We start from the raw sequence: 23,038 nt of genomic DNA on the forward strand, positions 1-23,038 counted from the left end.
TCTGAAACAAACTAAAGAGGTTAAATAATTCCTATGGCTTTAACACAAGGGGATATTGCTTTTATATCCTTCAATGCTGATGAAGATGGCTGGTCTATTGTTACATTTGTAGATATAGATCCGAACACGACGATTTATTTCACTGATAATGAAGCTATTAGCACGACAGCTTTTAACACTGGTGAGTCTTATTATCAATGGACATCAGGATCTAGTACGATAAATGCTGGTACAGTAATTCGCTTTACTGGAGTTGATATTGCCACCCTTGCTGCATCAGTTGGAACTCTCTCTCGTGCCACGGTATCAGGTAGCAGTAACTACGGTCTCTCTGCAAGTGGTGACGTTATCTATGCTTTTCTTGGCTCTAGCGCAGCTGCTCCAACTACGATTTTAACTGCGGTATCATCGGGAGATGTTGTAACGCCTGGTGATCCAATTGCAAATGCAGGATTAACGGTTGGAGTTAACGCAATAGTATTAAGAACTAGTGCTGACTATGGTGAATATAGTGGCTCTAGAACTGGACAATCTAGCTTTGCAAACTATAAATCTTCAGTCTTTAATGTTAACAACTGGACGGTTGATCAAACTGATGGTAATTATACTACAACTGCTCCAAATACCACGAATTTTACGATCGCCGCATCAACCCCCACTGTCTCGATCGCTGCCACTGATGCCAACGCCGCCGAAGCTGGCACTGACCCTGGCATCTTTCGCATTTCTCGTACAGGCAGTACCACCGATGCCTTGACGGTAAATTACACCATTGCCACGGGTGCTGGACAAGCCACAAGCGCAGATTACACACCAACCCTAACAGGCACAGCAACCATCGCTGCCGGACAATCCTTTGTCGATGTCACCATTACACCTGTAGACGATCCGACAGTTGAAGGAACTGAAACCGTCACTCTGACTCTGAATACCACCGCCGACTATACTCTGGGTAATGCTACTGCAACAGTGGCGATCGCTGACAACGATACGGCGGTAAGTTCCATCGATCTCTCCACCTACGTCCGCATCGGACGTTACGACCTACCCGAACCTACCCGAACCACTGCACCAACTAACAGCTTACTAGCTCAAGAAGTCTCGGCAGTTACCTATAACAAGGATACCGACACGCTGTTCGTTGTCGGCGATGGCGGCAGAGCGATCGTGCAAGTATCGAAGACGGGACAATTAATCGACTCAATGACGCTAGCTGCTGGCAGCAGTCCCCAAGGAACGGAATTCTACGATACAGAAGGGCTTACCTATGTCGGTGACGGTAAGTTTGTCTTGATCGAGGAGCGAGATAGACAGGCTAATTTGTTTACATATACCCCAGGAACCACCCTTACCAGAAGCAACGTCCAAACCGTAAAGCTCGGTACAACGGTCGGAAATATTGGCATCGAAGGTATCTCCTATGACCCACAGACTGGTGGCTTCATCGCAGTTAAGGAGATTACACCCGAAGGAATTTTTCAAACAAACATCGATTTTGCGGCGGGAACTGCAAGTAACGGTTCACTCACCACAGTCAACTCGACCAACCTTTTCGATCCAGCTTTGGCTGGTCTTGCAGACTTCGCAGATGTTTTCGCATTGTCGAATATATCAGCCTTAAACGGGCAACCCGACTCAAGTCATCTGCTAATCTTAAGCCAAGAATCAGGCAAGATTGTTAACATCGATCGCACTGGAAATATCTCTAGCTCATTAACCATCGTCTCCGATGCAGGTAATCCTTTGTCCGTTGTGGATCAGGGGAATGAAGGAATCACGGTAGACAAGGATGGATTGATTTATGTCGTTAACGAGAATGGCGGAGGTGATATCGATCACCCTCAACTTTGGGTCTATGCACCGTCCTCATTTATCTATGCGAATCAAGCCCCTGTAGCTGTCAGCCTTGCAAATACCGTCACCAGCTTGTCAGAAAGCACCAGTACTGTAACTCCCTTTAAAGTCGCCAACATTATCGTCAGTGATGACGCTTTGGGAACAAATACCCTCAGCTTGACTGGTGCAGATGCCAACTCCTTTGAGATTACGGACAATGCTTTGTTCCTGAAAGCGGGAACCACCCTAGATTTTGAAACTAAGACCAGCTACAACGTCAGCGTCAATGTAAATGACACCACCGTTGGCAATAACCCAGACGCAACTACGGCATTTAGCTTATCAGTCACCGATGTAAATGAGAATCCCACCACCAGCAGTATCTTCATCACTGAAGTAGCTCCCTGGAGTAGTGGCAATTCGCCCGTCGGTGCAGACTGGTTTGAGCTTACCAACAAGGGTTTGAGCGCCGTAGATATCACCGGCTGGAAAATTGACGACAACTCGAATAGCTTCGCCTTCTCTGTCGCCTTGAGCGGTATTACAACTATCGGTGCAGGTGAATCGGTAATCTTTCTTGAAGGAGCTACCGTCAATCCTACTTTCCTATCCAACTGGTTCGGCGCAAACCCACCAGCCGGGTTGAAGATCGGCAACTACTCTGGTTCGGGCATAGGCTTGAGTACGGGTGGTGATGCGGTGAATATCTATAATTCCACTGGTGCTTTACAGGCTAATGTAGTTTTTGGAGCATCTCCAGCCGCAGCCCCATTTGCCACCTTCGATAATGCCGCCTTGTCAAACAATGCCACGATCGCAACACTGAGCGCTGTGGGAATCAATGGTGCATTCGTAGCTGTAAATTCAAGCACGGAAATCGGCTCTCCAGGGACTATTGTTTCGTCTCTACCCACAATTGCGATCGCAGCCCAAGATGCCAACGCCGCCGAAGCTGGCACTGATCCTGGTACCTTCCGCATCTCTCGTACAGGCAGTACTACCAATGCCTTGACGGTAAATTACAATGTTGCCACGGGTGCTGGACAAGCCACAAGCGCAGATTACATACCAACCCTAACAGGCACAGCAACGATCGCTGCCGGAGAATCCTTTGTAGATATCACCATTACACCTGTAGATGATCCGACAATTGAAGGAACTGAAACCGTCACTTTGACTCTAAATAGCAGCGCCAACTATACTCTAGGTACTGCTACTGCAACAGTGGCGATCGCTGATGATGACGCAATTCGGATTCACGACATTCAAGGCGCGGCGCATATCTCACCCTTGAGAGGTCAAACCGTTAGCAATGTAGCGGGAATTGTCACGGCTACAGCTAGTAACGGTTTTTACTTGCAAGACCCCAACCCAGATAGCGACGATCGCACTTCTGAAGGTATTTTCGTCTTCACCTCAGCAGCACCAACTGTATCCATTGGCGATTCCATATTAGTCAATGGAACAGTCACGGAGTTTCGTCCCGGTAATAATGCAAATAACCTGACGGTAACACAAATTACTACCCCCACAATTGTCACCGTTTCCACTGGTAATTCTTTGCCAACTGCCACAATTCTGGGTAATGGCGGCAGAACTATCCCAACTACAGTAATCGATAACGATACTACTGGGAATATCGAAACTGGAACCACCACCTTTGACCCTGCCCAGGATGGCATCGACTTCTACGAAAGCTTAGAAGGAATGCGAGTACAGGTTAATAACCCAGTCTCCACTTCACCCACTGGAAACTTTGGGACATCACAGGAAATTTGGATATTAGCAGACAATGGGGCAAATGCCACTGGGCGCACAGCTCGCGGTGGTAGCCTAATTAGTGCCTCAGACTTCAATCCTGAGCGGATTCAGATCGACGATCTCAACAATGCCTTAGTGCTACCTGAGATTAATGTTGGTACGCAACTTAGCACTGTTACTGGTGTCGTTAACTACGACTTTAGCAACTATGAAGTTTTAGTATCGGCTGCTCCCACAGTAGTACAGAACAGTACCCTGCAAAGAGAAGTCACTAATTTAACTCCCACCATTGACCAATTGACAGTTGCTACTTTCAACGTCGAAAACCTTGACCCCAGCGATGGGGCAACCAAGTTTAACAACCTTGCCAGCCGCATTGTCAATAATCTGAAATCACCAGATATCATTAGTCTGGAAGAAATTCAGGACAATAATGGGGCAACGAATAATGGCGTAGTTGATGCCAGCACCACCTTCCAAACATTAATTAATGCAATTATTGCTGCTGGTGGCCCCACATATCAATATCGCCAAATTGACCCAGTAAACGGTACAAATGGCGGTGAACCTGGGGGAAATATCCGAGTGGGCTTCTTGTTTAATCCTGCTCGTGTCAACTTTGTAGATCGCCCCGGTGGTACTTCCACCTCCAGCACCACAGTCACCAACGTCTCTGGTGTTCCTACTCTTTCTGATAGTCCTGGTTTGATTGACCCCACCAACTCGGCTTTTACTAGCAGTCGCAAGCCGTTAGTTGGTGAATTTACTTTCAAGGGTGAAACTGTTTATATAATTGGCAACCACTTCAATTCTAAAGGTGGCGACCAACCATTATTTGGCGTGAATCAACCGCCAACTCTCACCAGCGAAGTGCAGCGTCAGCAACAAGCTACCTTGGTGAAAAACTTTGTCCAAAGTATTTTAGCCATCAACCCTAATGCCAATGTAGTAGTAGCGGGTGACTTGAATGACTTTGAGTTCTCCAACCCTGTCACTACTCTAGAAAGCGCTGGACTGACTTCTTTAATTGAAACTCTGCCAGCAAATGAGCGTTACACCTACAACTTTGAAGGCAATGCCCAAACACTCGACCACCTTTTAGTTAGTAGCAACTTGCTTGGCAAGCTAGATGCCTATGATGTCGTTCACGTCAACTCAGAATTTGCCGATCAAGATAGCGATCACGACCCTAGTGTGGCTCGATTTAATCTGCCTGCAAACCAAGCCCCCACAGCCGTAAATGATACAGTCAGCATTGCCGAAGATGCAACAACATCTAATCTCTATGGCACATTACTGAGTAACGATACTGACCCCGATGCTGGAGATCCGAAAAACATCATTGCCGTGAACACCACAGGCACAAAAGGGACAGTTTTATTTGACCAAAACACTCAAAACTTGACTTATACTGCCTCCAGTTTTAACTCTCTACCCCAAGGGCAGACTGCAACTGATAGTTTTAGCTATGCGATCGCAGACAGTAAAGGTTTACAATCTACAGCGATCGTTAACGTCAGCGTCATTGGTGTCAACGATGCTCCGACGGTAGTGCAACCCCTTGAAGACAGAATCATCTCCACAAGCAAGCTTTTCTCTTTCAACGTCGGTGACAAATTTACTGACATCGATCAAGGCGACACCCTTACCTACACTGCTACGGGCTTACCCACTGGATCTGATATCGCTAACACGGGTCTGATATTCGGCAATATCTCCCAAGCTGGCATTTTTGCCGTCACTGTTACCGCTGCTGATGGCAAAGGTGGCAGTGTTAGCGATACCTTTGACCTGACTGTTGCCAATAACAAAGCGACATCTGGCAACGACATTATCTTTATCGACCAACTTGTTGGTGTGAGCGTACTCAATGCTCTAGGTGGCAACGATCGCGTCATCGGCACTGATGCCAATGAGACACTCAGTGGTGGAGCAGGCAATGATTACATTGATGCCAAGGGCGGTAATGACTCCCTCTTGGGGAACGATGGCATTGACACACTTTTAGGTGGGGCAGGTAATGACATCCTCGATGGTGGAGCTGCCGATGACATCCTTCTAGGTGAACTTGGCAATGACACACTTCTCGGTGGAGGAGGCAATGATAGCCTCGAAGGTGGAGCAGGTAATGATAGCCTCAATGGTGGAGCAGATAATGACACCCTTCTAGGTGGACTTGGCAATGATATCCTGGCTGGAGGTGGTGGCAATGACCACCTGATTGGTTGGGGAGGTGGTACAAACGAAATTGACCAACTCAACGGCGCTCAAAGTGCAGATACTTACATTTTGGGTGATGCTAGTTCAGTTTTCTATGCCAAATCTGGCAATGGTGACTACGCCGATATTGTTAGCTTCAAAGCAACCGATCGGATTCAGCTGAAAGGATCTGCTGACAATTACTTCTTGGGGTCAGCATCAGTATCTGGATTTAGTAGTTCAGCTGTGGGCATTTTCGCCAATAATGGGACGCAATTAGAATTAATTGCGGTTGTGGAAAGCGGATTAAACCGCAATTTGGCAACAGATACTCGGTTCGTATTTGTCTAAGTCTACTTTTTTTAAGATAAAAAGGTGCGTTATGCCTTTGCTTAACGTACTGTGACAGGCTAGTAGTTCGCCAAGTGAACTTGGCGGGGTAAAGGGTAAAGGGGAAGGGGGAAAGGTTTCAAATCCCTTACCCCTGCCCCCTATCCCCACTTCGTGGGGGCCTCACCTTCCCCTTTACCCAGCCATCACGCAGCATTTTTGGGTTGGCAGACTACTAGATCAAAATGATGCGTTACTTCGTTAACGCACCCAATAGCGCAATACTCAAGTTTAAGTCTGTCCCTTTCTGAGTTGGAGAGGGACAGATTTTCCAATACGGTTCGGTTAACGTTTTAATATTTTGAAGATCCGCCCAACCCCTTTTAAAAAGAGGGCTTATGACCCTCTTCTACCCCCTTTCTAAGGGGGTCGCCGCAGGCGGGGGGATCTTAACCGAAAGGTATTGGATTTTCTGTAGAGCGATCGCTCAAGAGGCGCGAGGGGTAGTTCAAGCTCACATTAAATTAAACATCTGGTGAAAAAAAATGTAGAGACATTGCAATGCAACATCTCTACAAAAGTTTCAAGTCAAGCATCATTAATTTCTGGAGATGTCTGTTGCCTATTTTTCCGTCTCCAGTTGCTCTCGTTGCTTACCATACTCCCGCAGCTGTTTTAACAAGACTTCTTGAGATGAGTTAGGAATAGACGGACTGAGGGTTGGTTGAAGGCTGATATCACTACTTTCAAAATTAGCAGGTGAAGGATTAACTTCATAGACAGGTAGTGACTTGTCATTAGACATTGCTTGTTGGGTTTGTGCTGGGGTAGGAATTAGATTATTTGGTTTGCTCACAGCAGCTTTGACCGAATCTAGAGTAGTAGCAACTTGTACTTGTTGCTGCATATCTTGTGTAGAAGAGACTAAACCACTTAAACCATTCACCAATTGCCGCAAATTTTTTCGGAAATTAGGATCGCCTGTCAATTCATCCAAATCAGATGTAATTTTTTGGGTATTTTCAAAGGTGACTCGTGCTGAATCTAAAGTTTGTTGCAGCAGCACCGCATTTTTGGGATCGTTTAAAGTTTTAGAAGCATCGCGTAAATTAGCTGAGGCTTGCGCTGCATTTGCTGAAAGAGCTTCTAAATTGTTGAGTAATTCTCCTTGAGTCAATCGATTGACAGATGGTGATAGGCTACTGACTGTAACACGTAGTTGGTTGCTGGTTTCGGTGATATTATTTAAAGCGCCAACCAGCGAAGAACGATTTGTTGTCAAAAGATTATCCAGGTTGTTGAGCAAACGATTTGCTTGAGTTGCAGTTGTACCGAATTTATTTACTGTTTCATTTGCAGATGTATTAAGTTGGTTAGTCGCTCGTTGTACTGAATTAGCAGTGGCTGAAAATGTATTTAGTTGTTGTCGCAAGCTTTTAGTCAAACCTTGTAAATCCTGACTTAGCTCAGTAAAACTGGATGCTGCACTTGTGGTAGTTTCTAGAACCCTATTGACATTTCTATAAAATTTGGGGTCATTGTATGATGAGGCTAGATCGGTTGAACTGCGAATTAATTCATCAACACTGATGCCAATTTGACCTTTTAAGCGAGAGCCATTACAGACAATCAGACTGGAATCGCAACTTTTATCTAGGGGTCTAGCAATTACAACCCCAGCAGGTAAAGTTGTTTTTGGTGTAATGTCAATAATACTTTCGCTAATTAATCCACTTTGATTAGCTTCCACCACGACATTCCGGGGGATAATTAAGTCAGTTTGGGCAATTTCAATTTCTATATCAATCGCATTCGCTTTTGGTAGAACCTGAGAAATAGTTCCTACTTTAACACCTCGATAGCGAACTATTGCTCCCTTTTGCATTCCGCCAGCGTTAGCAAATTCCACAATAATTTTGTATGAACGGCCAGCAGCAGTAAATCTATTTAACCACAAAAAGAGTAACCCAAATACTCCTAGTCCTACCAGGAGCAACAACCCCACAGAGCCTTCTCTAAATGTTCGCCCAGACGCGAAGCGGCTTGTCATAAGACCTCGCATATTTTTCCTCTACCCAATAATTAGTTATGAGTTGGGAGTTTTGAGTTAGGAGTTATGAATTGAATTTAACTCTCATTCCTCATTTTTCACTCCTCACTTTTCACTTTTCAGTTTCTAACCGACGACTTGAATCGGCCCTTGCACGCTTCCACTCATAAATTGTTTGATCAAGGGATTTTCTGTGTTGTATATCTCACTAACTGTACCCTGCCACTGCACTCTACCTTCATAGAGAAATATAAGTCTATCAGCAGTACGGCGAATAGTACTGTCTTGATGGGTAACAACAGCGTATGTACTACAAACTCCATTCAAACATTGCAAATAGCGGATTAAATCTTCGATTACAGTTGAGGCAATAGGATCGAGTCCGGCTGTTGGTTCATCGTATAATAGAACTTCTGGGCCTTCTGACGGATTATCGGGGTTAGACATGATTGCACGGGCAAAACTTACCCGTTTTCGCATTCCCCCGGAAAGTTCGGCTGGGTAAAGGTGGCTTATTGATGGCAAACCGACCATCTCCAATTTTTCTTTTACCAAATCTCGAATGCGCGATCGCGGCAGCTTTGAATTTTGATAAAGTAAAAATCCCACATTCTCCTCCACCGTCAGCGAATCAAATAGCGCCGCCTGTTGAAACACCATACCAATGCCAACTGGCTGTCCACCATCCTCAATCAAACCGTCCCGCCGCACTCCTTGCACATAAATTTCTCCTTCATCAGGAGCAAGTAACCCCGCCATTACCCGTAGAATTGTTGATTTACCAGTCCCTGATGGCCCAATAATCCCTAGTGCTTCTCCCCGGTAAATGGTCAAGTCTACATTATCTAGAACTTTATGGCTACCAAAGGACTTAGAAACACCTTTTAGTTCAATCAATGGTTCAGTCATTAGTTATTAGTCATTAGTCATTGGTGAGCCGGTGCCTTGGGCAGGTTCCCCAATTTGTACCCTTACAAGGAAGCAAGCTACTGGCAGGGCATTGTATAGTACATTATAAGTATATGATTGGCGTTCTAATTAGCGAACTTTATTTTTTTAGCATAATATTTACTTATTTGCCATTTTCAATGTCCTAAAATCTCCTCAACCCAAAGCTGAGAAATACACCGTAGTAACTTAATGTCTCAGTAAAGGGAAACTAAGACTCCAGTTTTCTGTGGACATTAGCAAATCCATTTAATAATATATTCATCCTATTAGAGGCTATAACTACTCAAACAAAAGCCAAGAAATAATTAACTGTTTAATGTAAGATATAGCAATACTATTTTTGAAAATAAAATTTTGCGAACTACTAACTTATTTTAAAAGCTAGGCTTATAGTTATTTAAAAATAATTTACGATTGCTCTACAAATATTGAATTGATTACTATCTGAAGCAATACTTGTCGGTTAAGGGGAAAACGGGAAGGGAAAATAAAAACCTTTAACCTTTACCCTTTAACCTTTTCCCCAAACCCAATTCCGAGTTAAAAATGCAAAACCCGAGCAGTATTGCCATCTGAAGTTATTGTCATTAGCAGAGTTATTATCTAATTTGAGATATTAATATTTTTCCTAAATCTTGTAGTTGTCAACTACAAAAATTATTTACTAATATTATAATAATTACTAAGAAAAATCAAAGTAGAGATGATGAGTAGCAACTTAGAACAGTTTGCAAGTGATAATTCTTCTGGTATTTGTCCAGAAGCACTGGAATATATGATTAGAGCAAATCAGGGTAGTGTTCCAGCTTATGGGAATGATGAATGGACTCAAAAAGCAACAGATTATTTTCGGGAACTCTTTGAAATTGATTGTGAAGTATTTTTCACCTTTAATGGTACAGCCGCAAATTCTTTATCTTTAGCTGCCCTTTGCCAGTCATATCATAGTGTGATTTGCCATGAAACATCTCACATAGAAACAGATGAATGTGGCGCACCTGAATTTGCATCTAATGGTTCTAAACTTTTACTCGCTCAAGGGAAAAATGGCAAGTTAACATCAGAATCGATAGAAGCAATTGTCACTAGACGCACTGATATTCATTATCCAAAGCCTAAAGTTATTAGTATTACCCAATCAACTGAATTAGGAACTTTATATTCTATTGAAGAACTTCTAAAAATTAAACAAGTAGCGAAAAAGTATAATTTAAAAATTCACATGGACGGCGCTCGTTTTGCAAATGCAGTTGCCGCTATGAATAAAAGCCCTGCTGAAATTACTTGGAAAACTGGAATAGATGTATTATGCTTTTGTGGTACTAAGAATGGAATGGCATTAGGTGAAGCGATTCTTTTCTTCAACAAAGAGTTAGCAGAAGATTTTGATTATCGATGCAAGCAAGCAGGTCAGTTAGCTTCAAAAATGCGGTTTATCTCTGCTCCCTGGTTGGGTTTATTAGAAACTGGTGCTTGGCTAAAAAATGCTAGGCATGCTAATCAATGTGCTGAATATTTAGAAAATCAACTGTTAAATATAGAAGGCGTTGACTTGATGTTTCCGAGAGAAGCCAACGCCGTATTTGTGAAATTACCTGAACAAGTCATTCACACCTTAAAAGCAAACAACTGGCAGTTTTATACATTTATCGGTGTGGGAGGAGTACGTTTTATGTGTTCTTGGAACACTACACAATCAAGGATTGATGAATTGATTGATGATATTAAAAAAGCAATCATAGCTATCTGATTGGTAAAAATTGGTGTTATCTAGATATCCGATTTATTTAAAATTCGGGTATCTAATATCAATTACATCTGAGGTTGCTCGCAAACAACCAGATTTGATATTACTTGCTATGAAACTTCAATTGCATGTTTGATTGCTGCCACAATCCCAGATGCTTATTTTTAGCATTAGCTTCTGCAATTAAATATTGGGTTTTGCTTTCGTAGCAATTTTGTAAAGATTCTCTGTCAACGACAGCATTACCTGACTCTACCAAAAGGAGATTTACTGACCGATTATCCACAAACACTTCACCAACTGTACGACCATTTTCGAGTTTTTCTATGCTTCTAATCACAACAGGAGTTTTAGGTGGTAGTAGCTGTTTTAACCTTTGTGTCGCTGCTAAAGTATACACCTGTCCAACCGCCTTTGGTGCATTAATACACGCTAGCCTGACTGGAATTGTCTGTCCGGCATTATTTTTAACTAAAATTGCGTTTCCGTCTGTAACACCAACTACTGTAGCTAGCACCAACATGAGTTCAAGTAATTCCATCATTTTGTATGTAAGAATTTATGCATGAATATCATGTTATTGCAGTGCTTAGATTGCTAGTGTGATTTGACTCACAAAAGACTATTTAATTGATAAATGCTTTGTAATCTTCAATTAACTTTGCCAAGCGGGAAGCAAGAAATGGACTTGCATCCTGCAAAGCTTCATAAATCTGAATACCTTCTTCTCGATATCGAATGATTTTGTCTTGAGTCCAATAATGTGGTGGTGCTTGCAGGTTAGTGATTCTATCTGCTAATTTCACCATCCATATTTCTTTTGGTTGCTTTTTTATCCTTTGTAAACTATCTGTCATTTGGAGATTTTTTGCTAAATTATCATTTTTAGTCAGTGCAAGTACACCATTAGCTACTGATTCACCAAATTCAATTCTGATTTCCTCAAACGTTGTATTAGTATCTTCAATTGTGTCATGCAAAATAGCACATTGAATAGCAAGATTTCCATCATGTTCTGTTTCTACACTTAGGGCTGCAATTACTTCCATACTCACAAGATTTAAGTGCATGAGGTAAGGTATTTCTGAACCTGCCATTTTTTGACCTTGATGTGCGTGTGCTGCTTTCTTTAAGGCTTTAATATAAATTTCTTGTGACCAGTTTTTTGCGCTGAGTTGATATTTTTCCATTTATCGATTTTTCTCATTAAGTGATGCAATGCTATGTATCGCAATCCTAAATAGGATAACCGTTGCAGAAGAAGTACTTGATATCAATCAAAAGCTCTGAAAAGGAACTACAGGTAATTGAATACTTACGATAGTACCTGTTAAAAGATCAGAACAAATTGACAGTTCCCCATTATGAGCATTGACGATGCGTTTGGTAATAGCAAGCTCTAGCCCAGTTCCACAAGGTTTTGTGGAGAAGAATGGCTGAGAAAGCTTACTTCGAAATTCTGATGGAATTGGTTCGCCGCCATTGTGGACATTAATATAGACTTTATTTATATGAGAACAATCCACTTTCCACTTAATAATATCTCCTGGTTCAACTGCCTCGCAAGCATTACGAAGAATGTTAATAAATACTTGTTTAAGTTTGTCCTTATCCCCCAAAATTTTTTAGCTTAATCCATCAGAGATATCGCTTGGCTTGAGTTTGCTCCATTTACGATGATATGGTTAAATTTATTTATATCTAAACCTCATCTATGTTGAAACCTAGAGTTTTTTAAAAGATATATTTATGTAGCGACTGTCTTGAATGTCAAGTGCGATCGCAATTTATGTTGGGTTACGCTATCGCTGCACCTAACCTACAAAACTACGGTTCTCAAGGTAGACGAGGTTTATCTCAGAGTTGTTAGCGAAAAAATAAGATTTAATTTTGGAATTTTGAAATTTTATTTAGGCTAAAACACGAGATTTTATCTTGTGTTTTAGCTTAAGTTGACACAACTGACAGATATACTTTCCTACTGTTAATTTTATTTTAATAAAAAGCTTTGAATCTAACAGCTAAAAAGTCACCACACTCCGAATTGATTCACCTTTGTGCATCAATTCAAAAGCATCATTAATTTGTTCAATGGGCATCACATGGGTAATTAAATCATCAATATTTATTTTGCCTTGCATATACCAATCAACAATTTTCGGCACATCTGTACGTCCTCTCGCACCTCCGAATGCTGAACCTTTCCAAACGCGCCCAGTTACTAATTGAAAAGGACGAGTGCTGATTTCTTGTCCAGCACCAGCAACCCCAATAATTACACTGACACCCCAACCTTTATGGCAGCATTCTAATGCTTGACGCATAATTTTGACATTACCGATACATTCAAAACTGTAATCAGCACCGCCTTTTGTTAAGTCAACCAGATAGGGAACTAAATCACCCTCTACTTCCTGGGGATTGACAAAGTGCGTCATGCCAAACTTTTCTGCCAAAGCGCGTTTGCTGGGATTAATATCCACCCCGACAATCATATTCGCCCCTACCATCCGCGCTCCCTGGATGACATTTAAGCCAATACCACCCAAGCCAAAAACCACTACATTTGCTCCTGGTTCCACTTTGGCAGTATTGATAACTGCGCCAATACCAGTAGTAACACCACAGCCAATGTAACAAACCTTTTCAAATGGGGCATCTTCCCGAATTTTTGCCAGAGCGATTTCTGGCAACACTGTATAGTTGGCAAAGGTGGATGTACCCATGTAATGATGAATCATCTGCCCGTCGATACTAAAGCGACTGGTGCCATCGGGCATGACACCGCGTCCTTGAGTTAAGCGAATGGCTTGACAAAGATTAGTTTTGAAACTCAGACAATATTCACACTGGCGGCATTCGGGAGTGTAGAGGGGAATCACATGATCCCCTGGTTTGAGACTGGTGACACCAGCGCCTACTTCTACCACCACACCAGCGCCTTCATGCCCCAAAATAGCCGGAAATAAACCTTCGGGATCGTCACCAGATAGGGTAAAAGCGTCGGTATGGCAAATCCCACTGGCTTTCACCTCAACTAACACTTCGCCAGCTTGTGGCCCCGATAGTTGAACGGTTTCAATCGTTAACGGCTTACCTGCGCTGTAAGCCACTGCTGCTTTAACTTGCAACCTCAGCCCCTCCTATATATAGTTATTTGACGTTATCCGCCGTGGTTCAAAACGGGAATTCTTTCACATTTAGGACTTACGCAAAACTACACGCGGTAAGGCCGAGTTCTCCAACGGAGTACTCGTAGTGTAGCCGCTTCTCTACGAGACGCTTCGCGAATGCATCTACATGAATTACCCTATCGGGAAATAAAAGTTTAGGCTATTTTTTGTGTAAGTCCTGACTTTGTTAAAATATCATTCTCTCGCTAGATTGGTTAAGGCGGCGACAGCTGTTTTGGCAACGATGTAAACTAGATGTCAGCAGTAACCCCCAAATAATTTGTCCACCTCTCGATTAATACATTATTTTGTCACAGCTTATGAACCCTGCCCTAACTCAAATTGGCGCTCAAATGTCCAACCTGACTGGCGTAAGAGCAATCATGAAGGATATTATCGAGACATTAAGAGGGGGTGCAGGGCAGCAATTTATTAATTTGAGTGCTGGTAATCCGTTGATTTTGCCAGAAGTAGAGCAGTTATGGCGGGATTGTACTGCACAGCTTTTGGCTAGTCCAGAATATGGTGAGGTAGTTTGTCGTTACGGTTCAAGTCAGGGCTATGCACCATTAATTCAAGCGATCGCAAACGACTTTAACAAACGCTACGGGTTAAACTTAAGCGATCGCAATATTCTCATCACCCCCGGTAGTCAAACCCTCTACTTCTACGCTGTGAATAGCTTCGGTGGCTATACCCCTAGCGGCGAGTTAAAACAAATCGTTTTGCCCCTCAGCCCTGACTACACAGGTTACGGCGGCCTCTCCTTAGTTCCAAAAGCTTTAACTGCCTACAAACCAACTCTCGATATTGATGAAGCCGCCCACCGATTTAAATATCGCCCCGACTTCAGCCAACTGTCGATTTCAGAAAATACGGGTTGTATCCTCTTCTCTCGCCCTTGTAATCCCACTGGTAATGTCCTCACTGAGGATGAGGTGAAAAAGATTGCTGCCCTAGCTGCACCTTACAATCTGCCCGTGTTAATTGACTCGGCTTATGCGCCTCCCTTCCCAGCATTGAACTTTACCGAAATGACACCAGTGTTTGGTGATAACATCCTCCACTGCATGAGTTTATCGAAAGCCGGATTACCAGGAGAAAGGGTTGGTATTGCCATTGGGGATGAAAAGTGGATTGAGGTACTGGAGTGTTTCCAGGCAAATATTGGTCTCCATTCTTCACGTTACGGCCAAGCGATCGCAGCTTATGCAATCAATTCTGGTGCTTTAGTAGAAATTTCTCACACTGTCATCCGTCCTTTTTACCAAAATAAGTTTACCGTTTTAGAAACCAGCTTAGAACAAGCGATGCCTAAGGATTTACCTTGGTTCCTTCATCGCGGTGAAGGGGCAATTTTTGCTTGGTTGTGGTTACAAGATTTACCCATGAGAGACTGGGAATTTTACCAGCTAGTTAAGCAAGTAGGTGTGATTATTGTCCCAGGAAGTAGCTTCTTCCCCGGTTTAGATGAAGAGTGGGCGCACAAGCATCAATGTTTCCGCATCAGCCTCACGGGTACGGATGAAGAGATAGCCACTGCTATGCAACGTTTAGCAAAAGTGGCTGAAGAAGCTTATAAAGGTGCGGCGGTGACTGCCTAGTACTGCAAGGCGGAATTAAAAATTAAAAATTAAAAACTAAAAATGAATACAGTGTAAGCATTTCATTGATTTAGAAGGGGTGGTTTATTTCCGCCGTGTTGTACTAGTAGGAAAAATGGAAATGAAACACGAAGAAGCTAATAAAGAAGAAGCTAATAAAGAGATCAGAGGCAGAGGTGCAGAGGGGCAGAGGGGCAGAGGGGCACAGAGGCAGAGGGGCAAGAGAGTAGGAGGAAATTCAAAAATTCAAAATGTTCAATCTCCAGCCCCTAATCCCCAACCCGTAGTTCCCAATACCCAATCCCTAGTCCCTAATCTCGATAATTGGTTAGAAATTGGTAAGATTGTTTCCCCTCAAGGATTGTCTGGAGAATTAAAGGTTTATCCTGTATCTGACTTTCCCGAAAGATTTGAAGTGCCGGGAAAACGTTGGTTGTTGCGTTTAGATGGCACAGAACCACAACCAATCGAATTATTAACAGGACGTTATATCAGTAACAAAAACTTGTATGTGATCAAATTAGCTGGTGTGAAAACTTGCGATCAGGCGGAGGCGTTGCGTGGTTGTAAACTAATGGTGCCAGTGAGCGATCGCCCCCAATTAGCCGAAGATGAATATCATGTCCTAGATTTGATTGGCTTGGAAGTATTTATGCAAGAATCTGGCGAACTCGTTGGTACGGTGGTAGACATCATCGCCGCCGGCAATGATTTGTTAGAAGTAAAATTACACCCATCTTTTACCACTGACAAAGGACAAATGACAAATACTTCTCTACGAGAGGCTACGCCAACGGCTTCGCTCAGTACAAGTGACAAAAAGCAAACGACGGTTTTGATTCCATTTGTGGAAGCGATCGCACCAGTCGTAGATTTGAAATCTAATCGGATTGAAATTACGCCACCGCCTGGGTTATTAGAAATAAATAATTAGGTCATTAATTAACTGCTCAACAGATTTTTCAAGCGGAGAATATTTCATAATTCATAACTCATAATTCATCGCTTCTCCATTCTGTACCTAAAGCGAAGGAATCTGATAACAAAGGCTGGAAAAATTCATCATGGATAGATGGCAATCATATTGAAAACAAGTATAATTGCTTACTGATGAACTCATCAAAAACCTTTTGGAATGGAGTGTCGATAATGACATTAGCAACGACTCCACAAACAAAGCCTTTAACAGATGAAGAATTACGAAAGATAAACGCCTACTGGCGTGCAGCTAACTATCTTTCCGTTGGGCAAATATATCTACTCGACAATCCGCTACTAAGAGAACCCCTAAAGCTGGAACACGTCAAACCCAGACTCTTAGGGCATTGGGGAACAACGCCAGGGCTGAACTTTATCTATGTTCATCTGAATCGGGTCATTAAAAAATATGACCTCAACACGATTTATATTGCTGGCCCTGGTCATGGAGGCCCTGGACTGGTAGCCAATACCTACCTAGAAGGCACTTACACCGAGTATTACCACAACATCTCCCAAGATGCTGAAGGAATCCAGAAACTCTTCAAACAATTTTCTTTCCCTGGTGGTATTCCCAGCCACGTTGCACCGGAAACCCCTGGTTCTATCCACGAAGGCGGGGAACTAGGTTATGCCCTCGTCCACGCTTATGGTGCTGCCTTTGATAACCCTGACTTAATTGTTGCTGCTGTTGTCGGTGACGGTGAAGCTGAAACAGGTGCTTTAGCAACTAGCTGGCATTCCAACAAGTTTCTTAACCCGGTACGTGATGGTGCTGTACTGCCGATTCTGCACCTGAATGGGTATAAAATTGCTAACCCAACGACATTGGCACGGATTAGCCATGATGAGTTGGAGAGTTTATTTGTAGGCTACGGCTACAAACCATACTTTGTAGAAGGTGAAGATCCCGCAGATGTTCACCAGCAGATGGCGGCGACTCTAGAAACAGTGATCGCCGAAATTCAAAGTATCCAAAGGGAAGCCCGCGTACATGGTTTCACTGAACGTCCCCAGTGGCCGATGATTGTGATGCGAACCCCCAAAGGTTGGACAGGGCCCAAGGAAGTGGATGGTAAAAAAACCGAAGATTTTTGGCGATCGCACCAAGTTCCCTTTGGGAATATCGCTAAACAGCCAGAACATCTGAAACTCCTAGAAGATTGGATGAAGAGTTACAACCCAGAAGAACTCTTCGACGCTAACGGCGCACTGATTCCAGAACTAGCAGAACTGCCTCCCAAAGGTCATCGACGCATGGGTGACAATCCCCACGCTAACGGCGGTCTTTTGCTGCGCGACCTGAAAATGCCCGACTTTCAAAAGTATGCCGTAGATGTTCTCAAACCAGGGCAAGCGATCGCAGAAGCTACCAAAGTGACTGGCAAATTCCTGCGGGATATCATGCGACTTAACCAAGAAAGTAGCAATTTCCGCATCTTCGCCCCCGACGAATTAGCATCGAATCGCCTAGACCCTGTGTTAGAAGTTACAAACCGGGTTTGGGAAGCCGAGATTTACCCTGAAGATGACCACCTTTCCCCCGATGGTCGGGTGATGGAAATTCTCAGCGAAACTTCTTGCCAAGGATGGTTAGAAGGCTACCTCCTCACAGGTCGTCACGGGTTCTTCACTTGTTACGAGGCATTCATCCACATCATTGATTCTATGTTCAACCAACACGCCAAATGGTTGAAAACCACCAGACATATTCCCTGGCGTAGACCGATCGCTTCCCTCAATTACTTACTCACCTCTCACGTTTGGCGACAAGACCATAACGGATTTTCTCACCAAGACCCTGGTTTTATCGACCATGTACTTAACAAAAAAGCCGAGATTGTTCGCGTCTATTTGCCCCCTGATGCCAACACTCTGCTGTCGGTAACTGACCATTGTCTAAAAAGCCGCAACTATGTTAACGTCATCATTGCTGGAAAACAGCCAGCATTGCAATATCTCAATATAGATGCCGCTATCAAGCATTGCACCAAAGGCATCGGCATTTGGGAATGGGCAAGCAACGACGAAGGCGGCGACCCAGATGTAGTGCTAGCTTGTGCTGGGGATATTCCTACCTTAGAAACCTTGGCGGCTGTAGATATCCTGCGTCAGCACTTCGCAGATTTAAAAGTGCGGGTAGTGAACGTAGTCGATTTGATGACACTCCAGCCAAAAACCGAACATCCCCACGGTTTGAGTGAAAAAGATTTTGACACACTTTTCACCACCGACAAACCCGTTATCTTTGCCTTTCATGGCTATCCCTGGCTGATTCATCGCCTAACCTATCGCCACACTAATCATAAAAACATCCATGTGCGTGGCTACAAGGAAGAGGGAACTACCACCACTCCCTTTGATATGGTTGTTCTCAACGATCTAGATCGCTTCCATTTAGTAATTGATGTAATCGATCGCGTACCCAAACTAGGATCTAGCGCAGCTTATGTGAAACAGCAGATGCAAGATAAGCTGATCGAACACAAGCACTACATTGAGAAGTACGGCGACGATGTGCCGGAAATTCGTGATTGGAAGTGGCCCTATTAACTAATTACTAATTCGTAATTTGTAATTCGTAGTGAAAATTCGATTATGAATTACGAATTATTTTAACGCTCTTCTCTCTGTGTTCTCAGTGCCTCTGCGGTTAAAATAATTAATTTTTAACCGCAGAGGCGCAGAGAACGCTGAGAAAAACAAAAGATTTAACGAGAAATAATTTATAAAAAACTTCAAGTCCTGAAATTGTAATTATTTCGTTTAGCATTACACATCTGTAATTAACCTAGCTTTTCTCAAGAAAAATTGCAGTACCGTTTCTTCACGAGAAATAATATCCACTCTACCTTCCATTCCCAATTCAATGTGACACAGATTTTTGCCTTTACCTAAAACCAGACTTTCCGGCTCAATAGTCACCTGATAAAAAGCACCTGGGACAGCCGCTTTGGGAGTGGTATTGGTATGAGCAGGAGATCCATTTGTGCTATTTGTTGAGGGAGTCATAGCATCTGGAGAAATCGCCTCCACCTTACCCTTGAGAGTGCCATAATCTGGGTAGGGACAAGCACTAACGCGCATTTGAACTTGTTGACCAATTTTGAGCTTACTTTTATCTTTAGATGCCACTACTGCCTTGACAATCTGCTTTGCATGACTGGGGACAATCTGCAAGACTTCTTCGCCAGGACGCACAGTTTGACCGTGGTTACGCAAGTTTATCTGAGAAATGATACCATCAGCAGTAGCAGTGATAGTGGTGTGATTAAGTTCAATTTCCACTTGCTTGAGTTCCCTAGTATCACGCTCTAACTGTTTCTCTACTTCAATTCGTTGCTTGATCATTCCTTGCAGTTCTTTGTCTAAAGCGGCTTTGTTACTTTCACCTGCGGCTTTTTGTTGAGCTATCTGCTCAGTAGCAATTTCTATTTCTGCATGACTGGGATTTAAGGCTGCTTCTGCACGTTGCTTTTTAGCGATCGCAGCAGATACTGCTTGTTCTTGCTGTTTTGTAGCTAACTGTGCTTCCTCTAATTTATCCCTAGACAATGCTTCCGCTACACTCTCATATCGCTTTTGCTTTAACTTCGCTGCATTCAAAGCTGCCCTAGTAGAATGGAGATTAGCTTGAGCTTCTTGGAATTCAGCCACAGTGGTAATTTTTTTATCCTGATATTGGCGCTGGCGATCGCTTAATGTCGCCTCGCTAGCAGTCATAATCCGGTTAAATTTAGCAGTTTCGGCGCGAATTTGACTGTTAAACGTTTGAATTTGAGCCTTGATTTGCACTAGCTGCAACTTCGCTTGCTCAATATTAGTATGCAGTTGGCTTTTTTTCGTTTGTAAGCGAGAGTCGTCAATAATGGCGATCGCATCTCCGGCTTTGACAACTTGATTTTCTTTGACATAAATCTGCATAACTTGGCCTTCAGTTGCCGCCTGCACAATTCGCAATTCCCCAGATGGACGGACAACTGCCTGCCCTTTCACTGTCACCTTATATTTGGCAACTGTGGCGACGGGAATCGCTAGTCCCAAAACGCACAGGACAAAGAGTCCACCAAAGGTAATCCAACGACTAATCGGTGGGAGAAATTCATCTGTTTGAATTGGTTGTAAAAAGTCTGTGTTGTGAACGTTAACCATAGTTAGACACTTCAAAATTGAAAAATAGGTGAAAATATTAGCCAACACAGTTTATTTCAGCCCAAAATCATCATTTAGAGACGCGATTTATCGCGTCTGAAAGACTCAAAGTTACATCATCCAAAAAGTCTAAATGCTCTCCATCAAATTGTCGCAAATCTTCTACTGTTCCTTGAATTTTTAACCGTCCTTGTTCTAGAAAAATAATCCAATTTGCACGCTGGATAACTCTAGGACGATGACTAATCAAAATGGTAGTTTTACCCTGGCGATACTCTAAAAGCCTATCTAGTATTTCTGCTTCACTCACTGGATCGAGGGCGCTGGTAGACTCATCTAAAATTAAAATAGGTGGGTTAGTAACTATAGCTCTAGCTATAGCTAATCTTTGCTTTTGTCCACCAGAAAGATTAGCCCCAAATTCTCCTAAGACAGTTTGATATTTATCAGGTAGTTCGCTGATAAATTCGTCTGCACCAGTTATCTGACAGGCGATAATAATGTCTCTAAAACTAAGGTGAGGATAACTAAATTGGAAATTATCCAGAATAGACCGACTCCAAAAATGGGCTTCTTGTGGTATTAAAACCACCTGTTGCCGCAAACATTCCAAAGATATATCTTGCTGGTTATAAAAACCATACCGAATATTGCCTGATTGAATTGTATATAAACCAGGAATCAATTTTGCTATGGTACTTTTGCCACAGCCAGATTTACCAATTAGAGCAATTGCTTGTCCCCCAGGAATAGTTACAGAAAAATCTTGCAGTAAATCAACTCTACCTGTGTGGTGAAAATTAATTTCTGTGCAGGTAATATCTGCATTAGCAGGAATTTCTACCCACTGCTTTTGAAAATCATTTTCATCTTCTGGGGTAGCATCAATAACTTCTGTCAGACGTTGAATAACTATTTGGGAAGTGATAAACTCATCTACTAATCTAATTTGTTTTGACAAAATACAACTTATGTGAATACAGAAAAAGGGAAGTATTAGTAGGTTTATATCAATGCAATAGATATGTGCAAAGAAGGTTTGATGGTAAATGCGTTTCTATAAGAATCGATAAGCTTATTCCCGCCCAATCTTGAGTGCTGGATTGAGCGTGTAATAAATTCTCGTTCCCTAAAAGAGGTATTGCAAATTATCCTTCTTTAATAGCTTTTGCGAGAATAAAAATTTATACAAATGCTTTTGCATAAGTTTTTCACTTTGCAGTGAGAAGTACTTTAAGTTACTTAACGCATCAAACGCTACCCACTTTCATGGTTAGCGCTAGGATAGCTATGTATTTTATCAAAGTATAAATATGGCTCAAACTTTTTACGTAAATCCAGCATCAGGAAGCGATACCAACGCTGGTAGTCAACAAGCCCCTTTCAAAACTATTACCCAAGCCCTTAAGGTAGCTACTATTGATACCAAGATTCAACTGGCAGATGGTAATTACAATGCTTCTAGCGGTGAAGTCTTTCCGCTAACGGTTCCATCTGGTGTGACAGTGCTGGGTAATGAAACAAACACTGGCAAGGGCATTTTGATTGAAGGTAGTGGTACCTACTTGAGCCGTACTTTCGCTGCTCAGAATGTCACATTTGTGTTGCTAGATAAAGCCGAACTCAGAGGGGTAACTGTAACAAATCTGGCTAGCCGTGGTAGTGGTGTCTGGATTGAATCAACTGCTCCTACTGTTGCTAATAACACTTTCACCAACTGTAAGCGGGAGGGAGTATTTGCTACAGGTGAGGCAAACCCAATTATTTTAGGTAATTTGTTCAGTGAGAATGCAGCCAATGGAATTGCGATCGCTAAAAATTCCAAAGGTCAAATTCAAGGTAATACCTGCTTCAAAACAGGTTTTGGCATCGCAATTAGTGATACTGCATCACCCATCCTTCGAGATAACAAAATTTACGAAAACCGTTCTGGGATTGTCATCTCTGGTAGTGCCCGTCCTCTATTACGTAACAATGTCAGTGAAAATAACACTGATGATGGTATCACAGTAATTGGAACTGCCCTACCGGATATCGGCAGTACTAATAACTTAGGAGGTAATACTTTACGCAATAACGGTAAATTTGATTTGCAAAATGCCAGTTCCAACAAGCTGGTTTCTATAGGAAATAAAATAGATGCGTCTAAAGTCGCGGGAAGTATAGAGTTTGCAGATAGTTCGGTTCCCACGCCGACACCAACCCCAACACCAACACCAACACCAACACCAACACCAACACCAACGCCAACCCCAAC

12 protein-coding genes and 2 pseudogenes are annotated in these 23,038 nt (G+C 42.8%); 6 read left to right on the top strand and 8 right to left on the bottom strand.

Annotated features, from left to right (window positions below; genetic code table 11):
* Positions 1–33 precede the first annotated feature (33 nt).
* Positions 34–6,147: an SdiA-regulated domain-containing protein gene (locus tag G1O98_RS10035; RefSeq protein ID WP_163928666.1), complete on the top strand. Its 6,114-nt coding sequence runs from the start codon at positions 34–36 to the stop codon at positions 6,145–6,147.
* Positions 6,148–6,748: 601 nt separating this feature from the next.
* Here the strand turns inward: G1O98_RS10035 and G1O98_RS10040 are convergent.
* Both G1O98_RS10040 and G1O98_RS10045 read right to left on the bottom strand, forming a co-directional pair.
* The gene (locus tag G1O98_RS10040) at positions 6,749–8,188 is read right to left on the bottom strand and encodes an MlaD family protein (protein WP_163928667.1); all 1,440 of its coding nucleotides are present in this window, start codon (positions 8,186–8,188) and stop codon (positions 6,749–6,751) included.
* A gap of 114 nt (positions 8,189–8,302) precedes the next feature.
* Positions 8,303–9,085, bottom strand: coding sequence for an ABC transporter ATP-binding protein (locus G1O98_RS10045; RefSeq protein WP_163928668.1), 783 nt, complete (start codon positions 9,083–9,085; stop codon positions 8,303–8,305).
* Between the two features lie 748 nt (positions 9,086–9,833).
* Here G1O98_RS10045 and G1O98_RS10050 point away from each other — a divergent pair.
* Positions 9,834–10,877 (top strand): low specificity L-threonine aldolase, encoded by a 1,044-nt coding sequence (locus G1O98_RS10050; RefSeq protein WP_163928669.1) that lies wholly within the window; start codon positions 9,834–9,836, stop codon positions 10,875–10,877.
* Between the two features lie 100 nt (positions 10,878–10,977).
* Here the strand turns inward: G1O98_RS10050 and G1O98_RS10055 are convergent, their stop codons facing one another.
* The 4 genes and pseudogenes from G1O98_RS10055 to G1O98_RS10070 all read right to left on the bottom strand — a co-directional run bounded on the left by G1O98_RS10055 (position 10,978) and on the right by G1O98_RS10070 (position 14,005).
* Complete coding sequence (locus tag G1O98_RS10055) at positions 10,978–11,418, bottom strand: thermonuclease family protein (RefSeq protein ID WP_228058405.1); 441 nt, start codon at positions 11,416–11,418, stop codon at positions 10,978–10,980.
* Positions 11,419–11,500: 82 nt separating this feature from the next.
* Positions 11,501–12,064 (bottom strand): HD domain-containing protein, encoded by a 564-nt coding sequence (locus G1O98_RS10060; RefSeq protein ID WP_163928670.1) that lies wholly within the window; start codon positions 12,062–12,064, stop codon positions 11,501–11,503.
* An 87-nt stretch (positions 12,065–12,151) separates the two neighbouring features.
* Positions 12,152–12,499: pseudogene (locus tag G1O98_RS10065) on the bottom strand (HAMP domain-containing sensor histidine kinase); the annotation flags it as partial.
* Between the two features lie 396 nt (positions 12,500–12,895).
* A complete protein-coding gene (locus tag G1O98_RS10070) occupies positions 12,896–14,005 on the bottom strand; it encodes an S-(hydroxymethyl)glutathione dehydrogenase/class III alcohol dehydrogenase (RefSeq protein ID WP_163928671.1) in 1,110 nt (369 codons plus the stop codon).
* A gap of 362 nt (positions 14,006–14,367) precedes the next feature.
* Between G1O98_RS10070 and G1O98_RS10075 the strand changes: the two genes are divergently transcribed.
* The 3 genes from G1O98_RS10075 to G1O98_RS10085 all read left to right on the top strand — a co-directional run bounded on the left by G1O98_RS10075 (position 14,368) and on the right by G1O98_RS10085 (position 19,182).
* Positions 14,368–15,651 carry a valine--pyruvate transaminase gene (locus tag G1O98_RS10075; RefSeq protein ID WP_163928672.1) on the top strand — a complete coding sequence of 428 codons (1,284 nt, stop codon included), beginning with the start codon at positions 14,368–14,370 and terminating at the stop codon, positions 15,649–15,651.
* Positions 15,652–15,772: 121 nt separating this feature from the next.
* Complete coding sequence (gene rimM / locus G1O98_RS10080) at positions 15,773–16,585, top strand: ribosome maturation factor RimM (protein WP_175586613.1); 813 nt, start codon at positions 15,773–15,775, stop codon at positions 16,583–16,585.
* A gap of 215 nt (positions 16,586–16,800) precedes the next feature.
* Positions 16,801–19,182 carry a phosphoketolase family protein gene (locus G1O98_RS10085; RefSeq protein WP_163928673.1) on the top strand — a complete coding sequence of 794 codons (2,382 nt, stop codon included), beginning with the start codon at positions 16,801–16,803 and terminating at the stop codon, positions 19,180–19,182.
* A 219-nt stretch (positions 19,183–19,401) separates the two neighbouring features.
* Here G1O98_RS10085 and G1O98_RS10090 read toward each other — a convergent pair whose 3' ends face one another.
* Both G1O98_RS10090 and G1O98_RS10095 read right to left on the bottom strand, forming a co-directional pair.
* On the bottom strand, positions 19,402–20,781 hold the full coding sequence (locus G1O98_RS10090; RefSeq protein WP_163928674.1) for an HlyD family efflux transporter periplasmic adaptor subunit: 1,380 nt from the start codon (positions 20,779–20,781) through the stop codon (positions 19,402–19,404).
* Between the two features lie 70 nt (positions 20,782–20,851).
* Positions 20,852–21,730, bottom strand: a pseudogene (locus G1O98_RS10095) (ATP-binding cassette domain-containing protein); the annotation flags it as partial.
* A 364-nt stretch (positions 21,731–22,094) separates the two neighbouring features.
* On the opposite strand from G1O98_RS10095, the gene G1O98_RS10100 reads away from it, so the two are divergent.
* On the top strand, positions 22,095–23,038 hold a 944-nt coding region (locus G1O98_RS10100), incomplete at its 3' end, for a DUF1565 domain-containing protein (RefSeq protein ID WP_163928675.1).

This window comes from Nostoc sp. UIC 10630, assembly GCF_010747425.1.
In the GTDB taxonomy this organism is placed as follows: Bacteria; Cyanobacteriota; Cyanobacteriia; order Cyanobacteriales; family Nostocaceae; genus Nostoc.

Bases quoted from the DNA above. Each gene is read 5' to 3' on its own strand.
- G1O98_RS10050 (WP_163928669.1), top strand. From the start codon at position 9,834: ATGAGTAGCAACTTAGAACAGTTTGCAAGTGATAATTCTTCTGGTATT.
- G1O98_RS10055 (WP_228058405.1), bottom strand. From the start codon at position 11,418: ATGATGGAATTACTTGAACTCATGTTGGTGCTAGCTACAGTAGTTGGT.
- G1O98_RS10090 (WP_163928674.1), bottom strand. From the start codon at position 20,781: ATGGTTAACGTTCACAACACAGACTTTTTACAACCAATTCAAACAGAT.
- rimM (WP_175586613.1), top strand. From the start codon at position 15,773: ATGAAACACGAAGAAGCTAATAAAGAAGAAGCTAATAAAGAGATCAGA.
- G1O98_RS10035 (WP_163928666.1), top strand. From the start codon at position 34: ATGGCTTTAACACAAGGGGATATTGCTTTTATATCCTTCAATGCTGAT.
- G1O98_RS10060 (WP_163928670.1), bottom strand. From the start codon at position 12,064: ATGGAAAAATATCAACTCAGCGCAAAAAACTGGTCACAAGAAATTTAT.
- G1O98_RS10085 (WP_163928673.1), top strand. From the start codon at position 16,801: ATGACATTAGCAACGACTCCACAAACAAAGCCTTTAACAGATGAAGAA.
- G1O98_RS10040 (WP_163928667.1), bottom strand. From the start codon at position 8,188: ATGCGAGGTCTTATGACAAGCCGCTTCGCGTCTGGGCGAACATTTAGA.
- G1O98_RS10075 (WP_163928672.1), top strand. From the start codon at position 14,368: ATGAACCCTGCCCTAACTCAAATTGGCGCTCAAATGTCCAACCTGACT.
- G1O98_RS10045 (WP_163928668.1), bottom strand. From the start codon at position 9,085: ATGACTGAACCATTGATTGAACTAAAAGGTGTTTCTAAGTCCTTTGGT.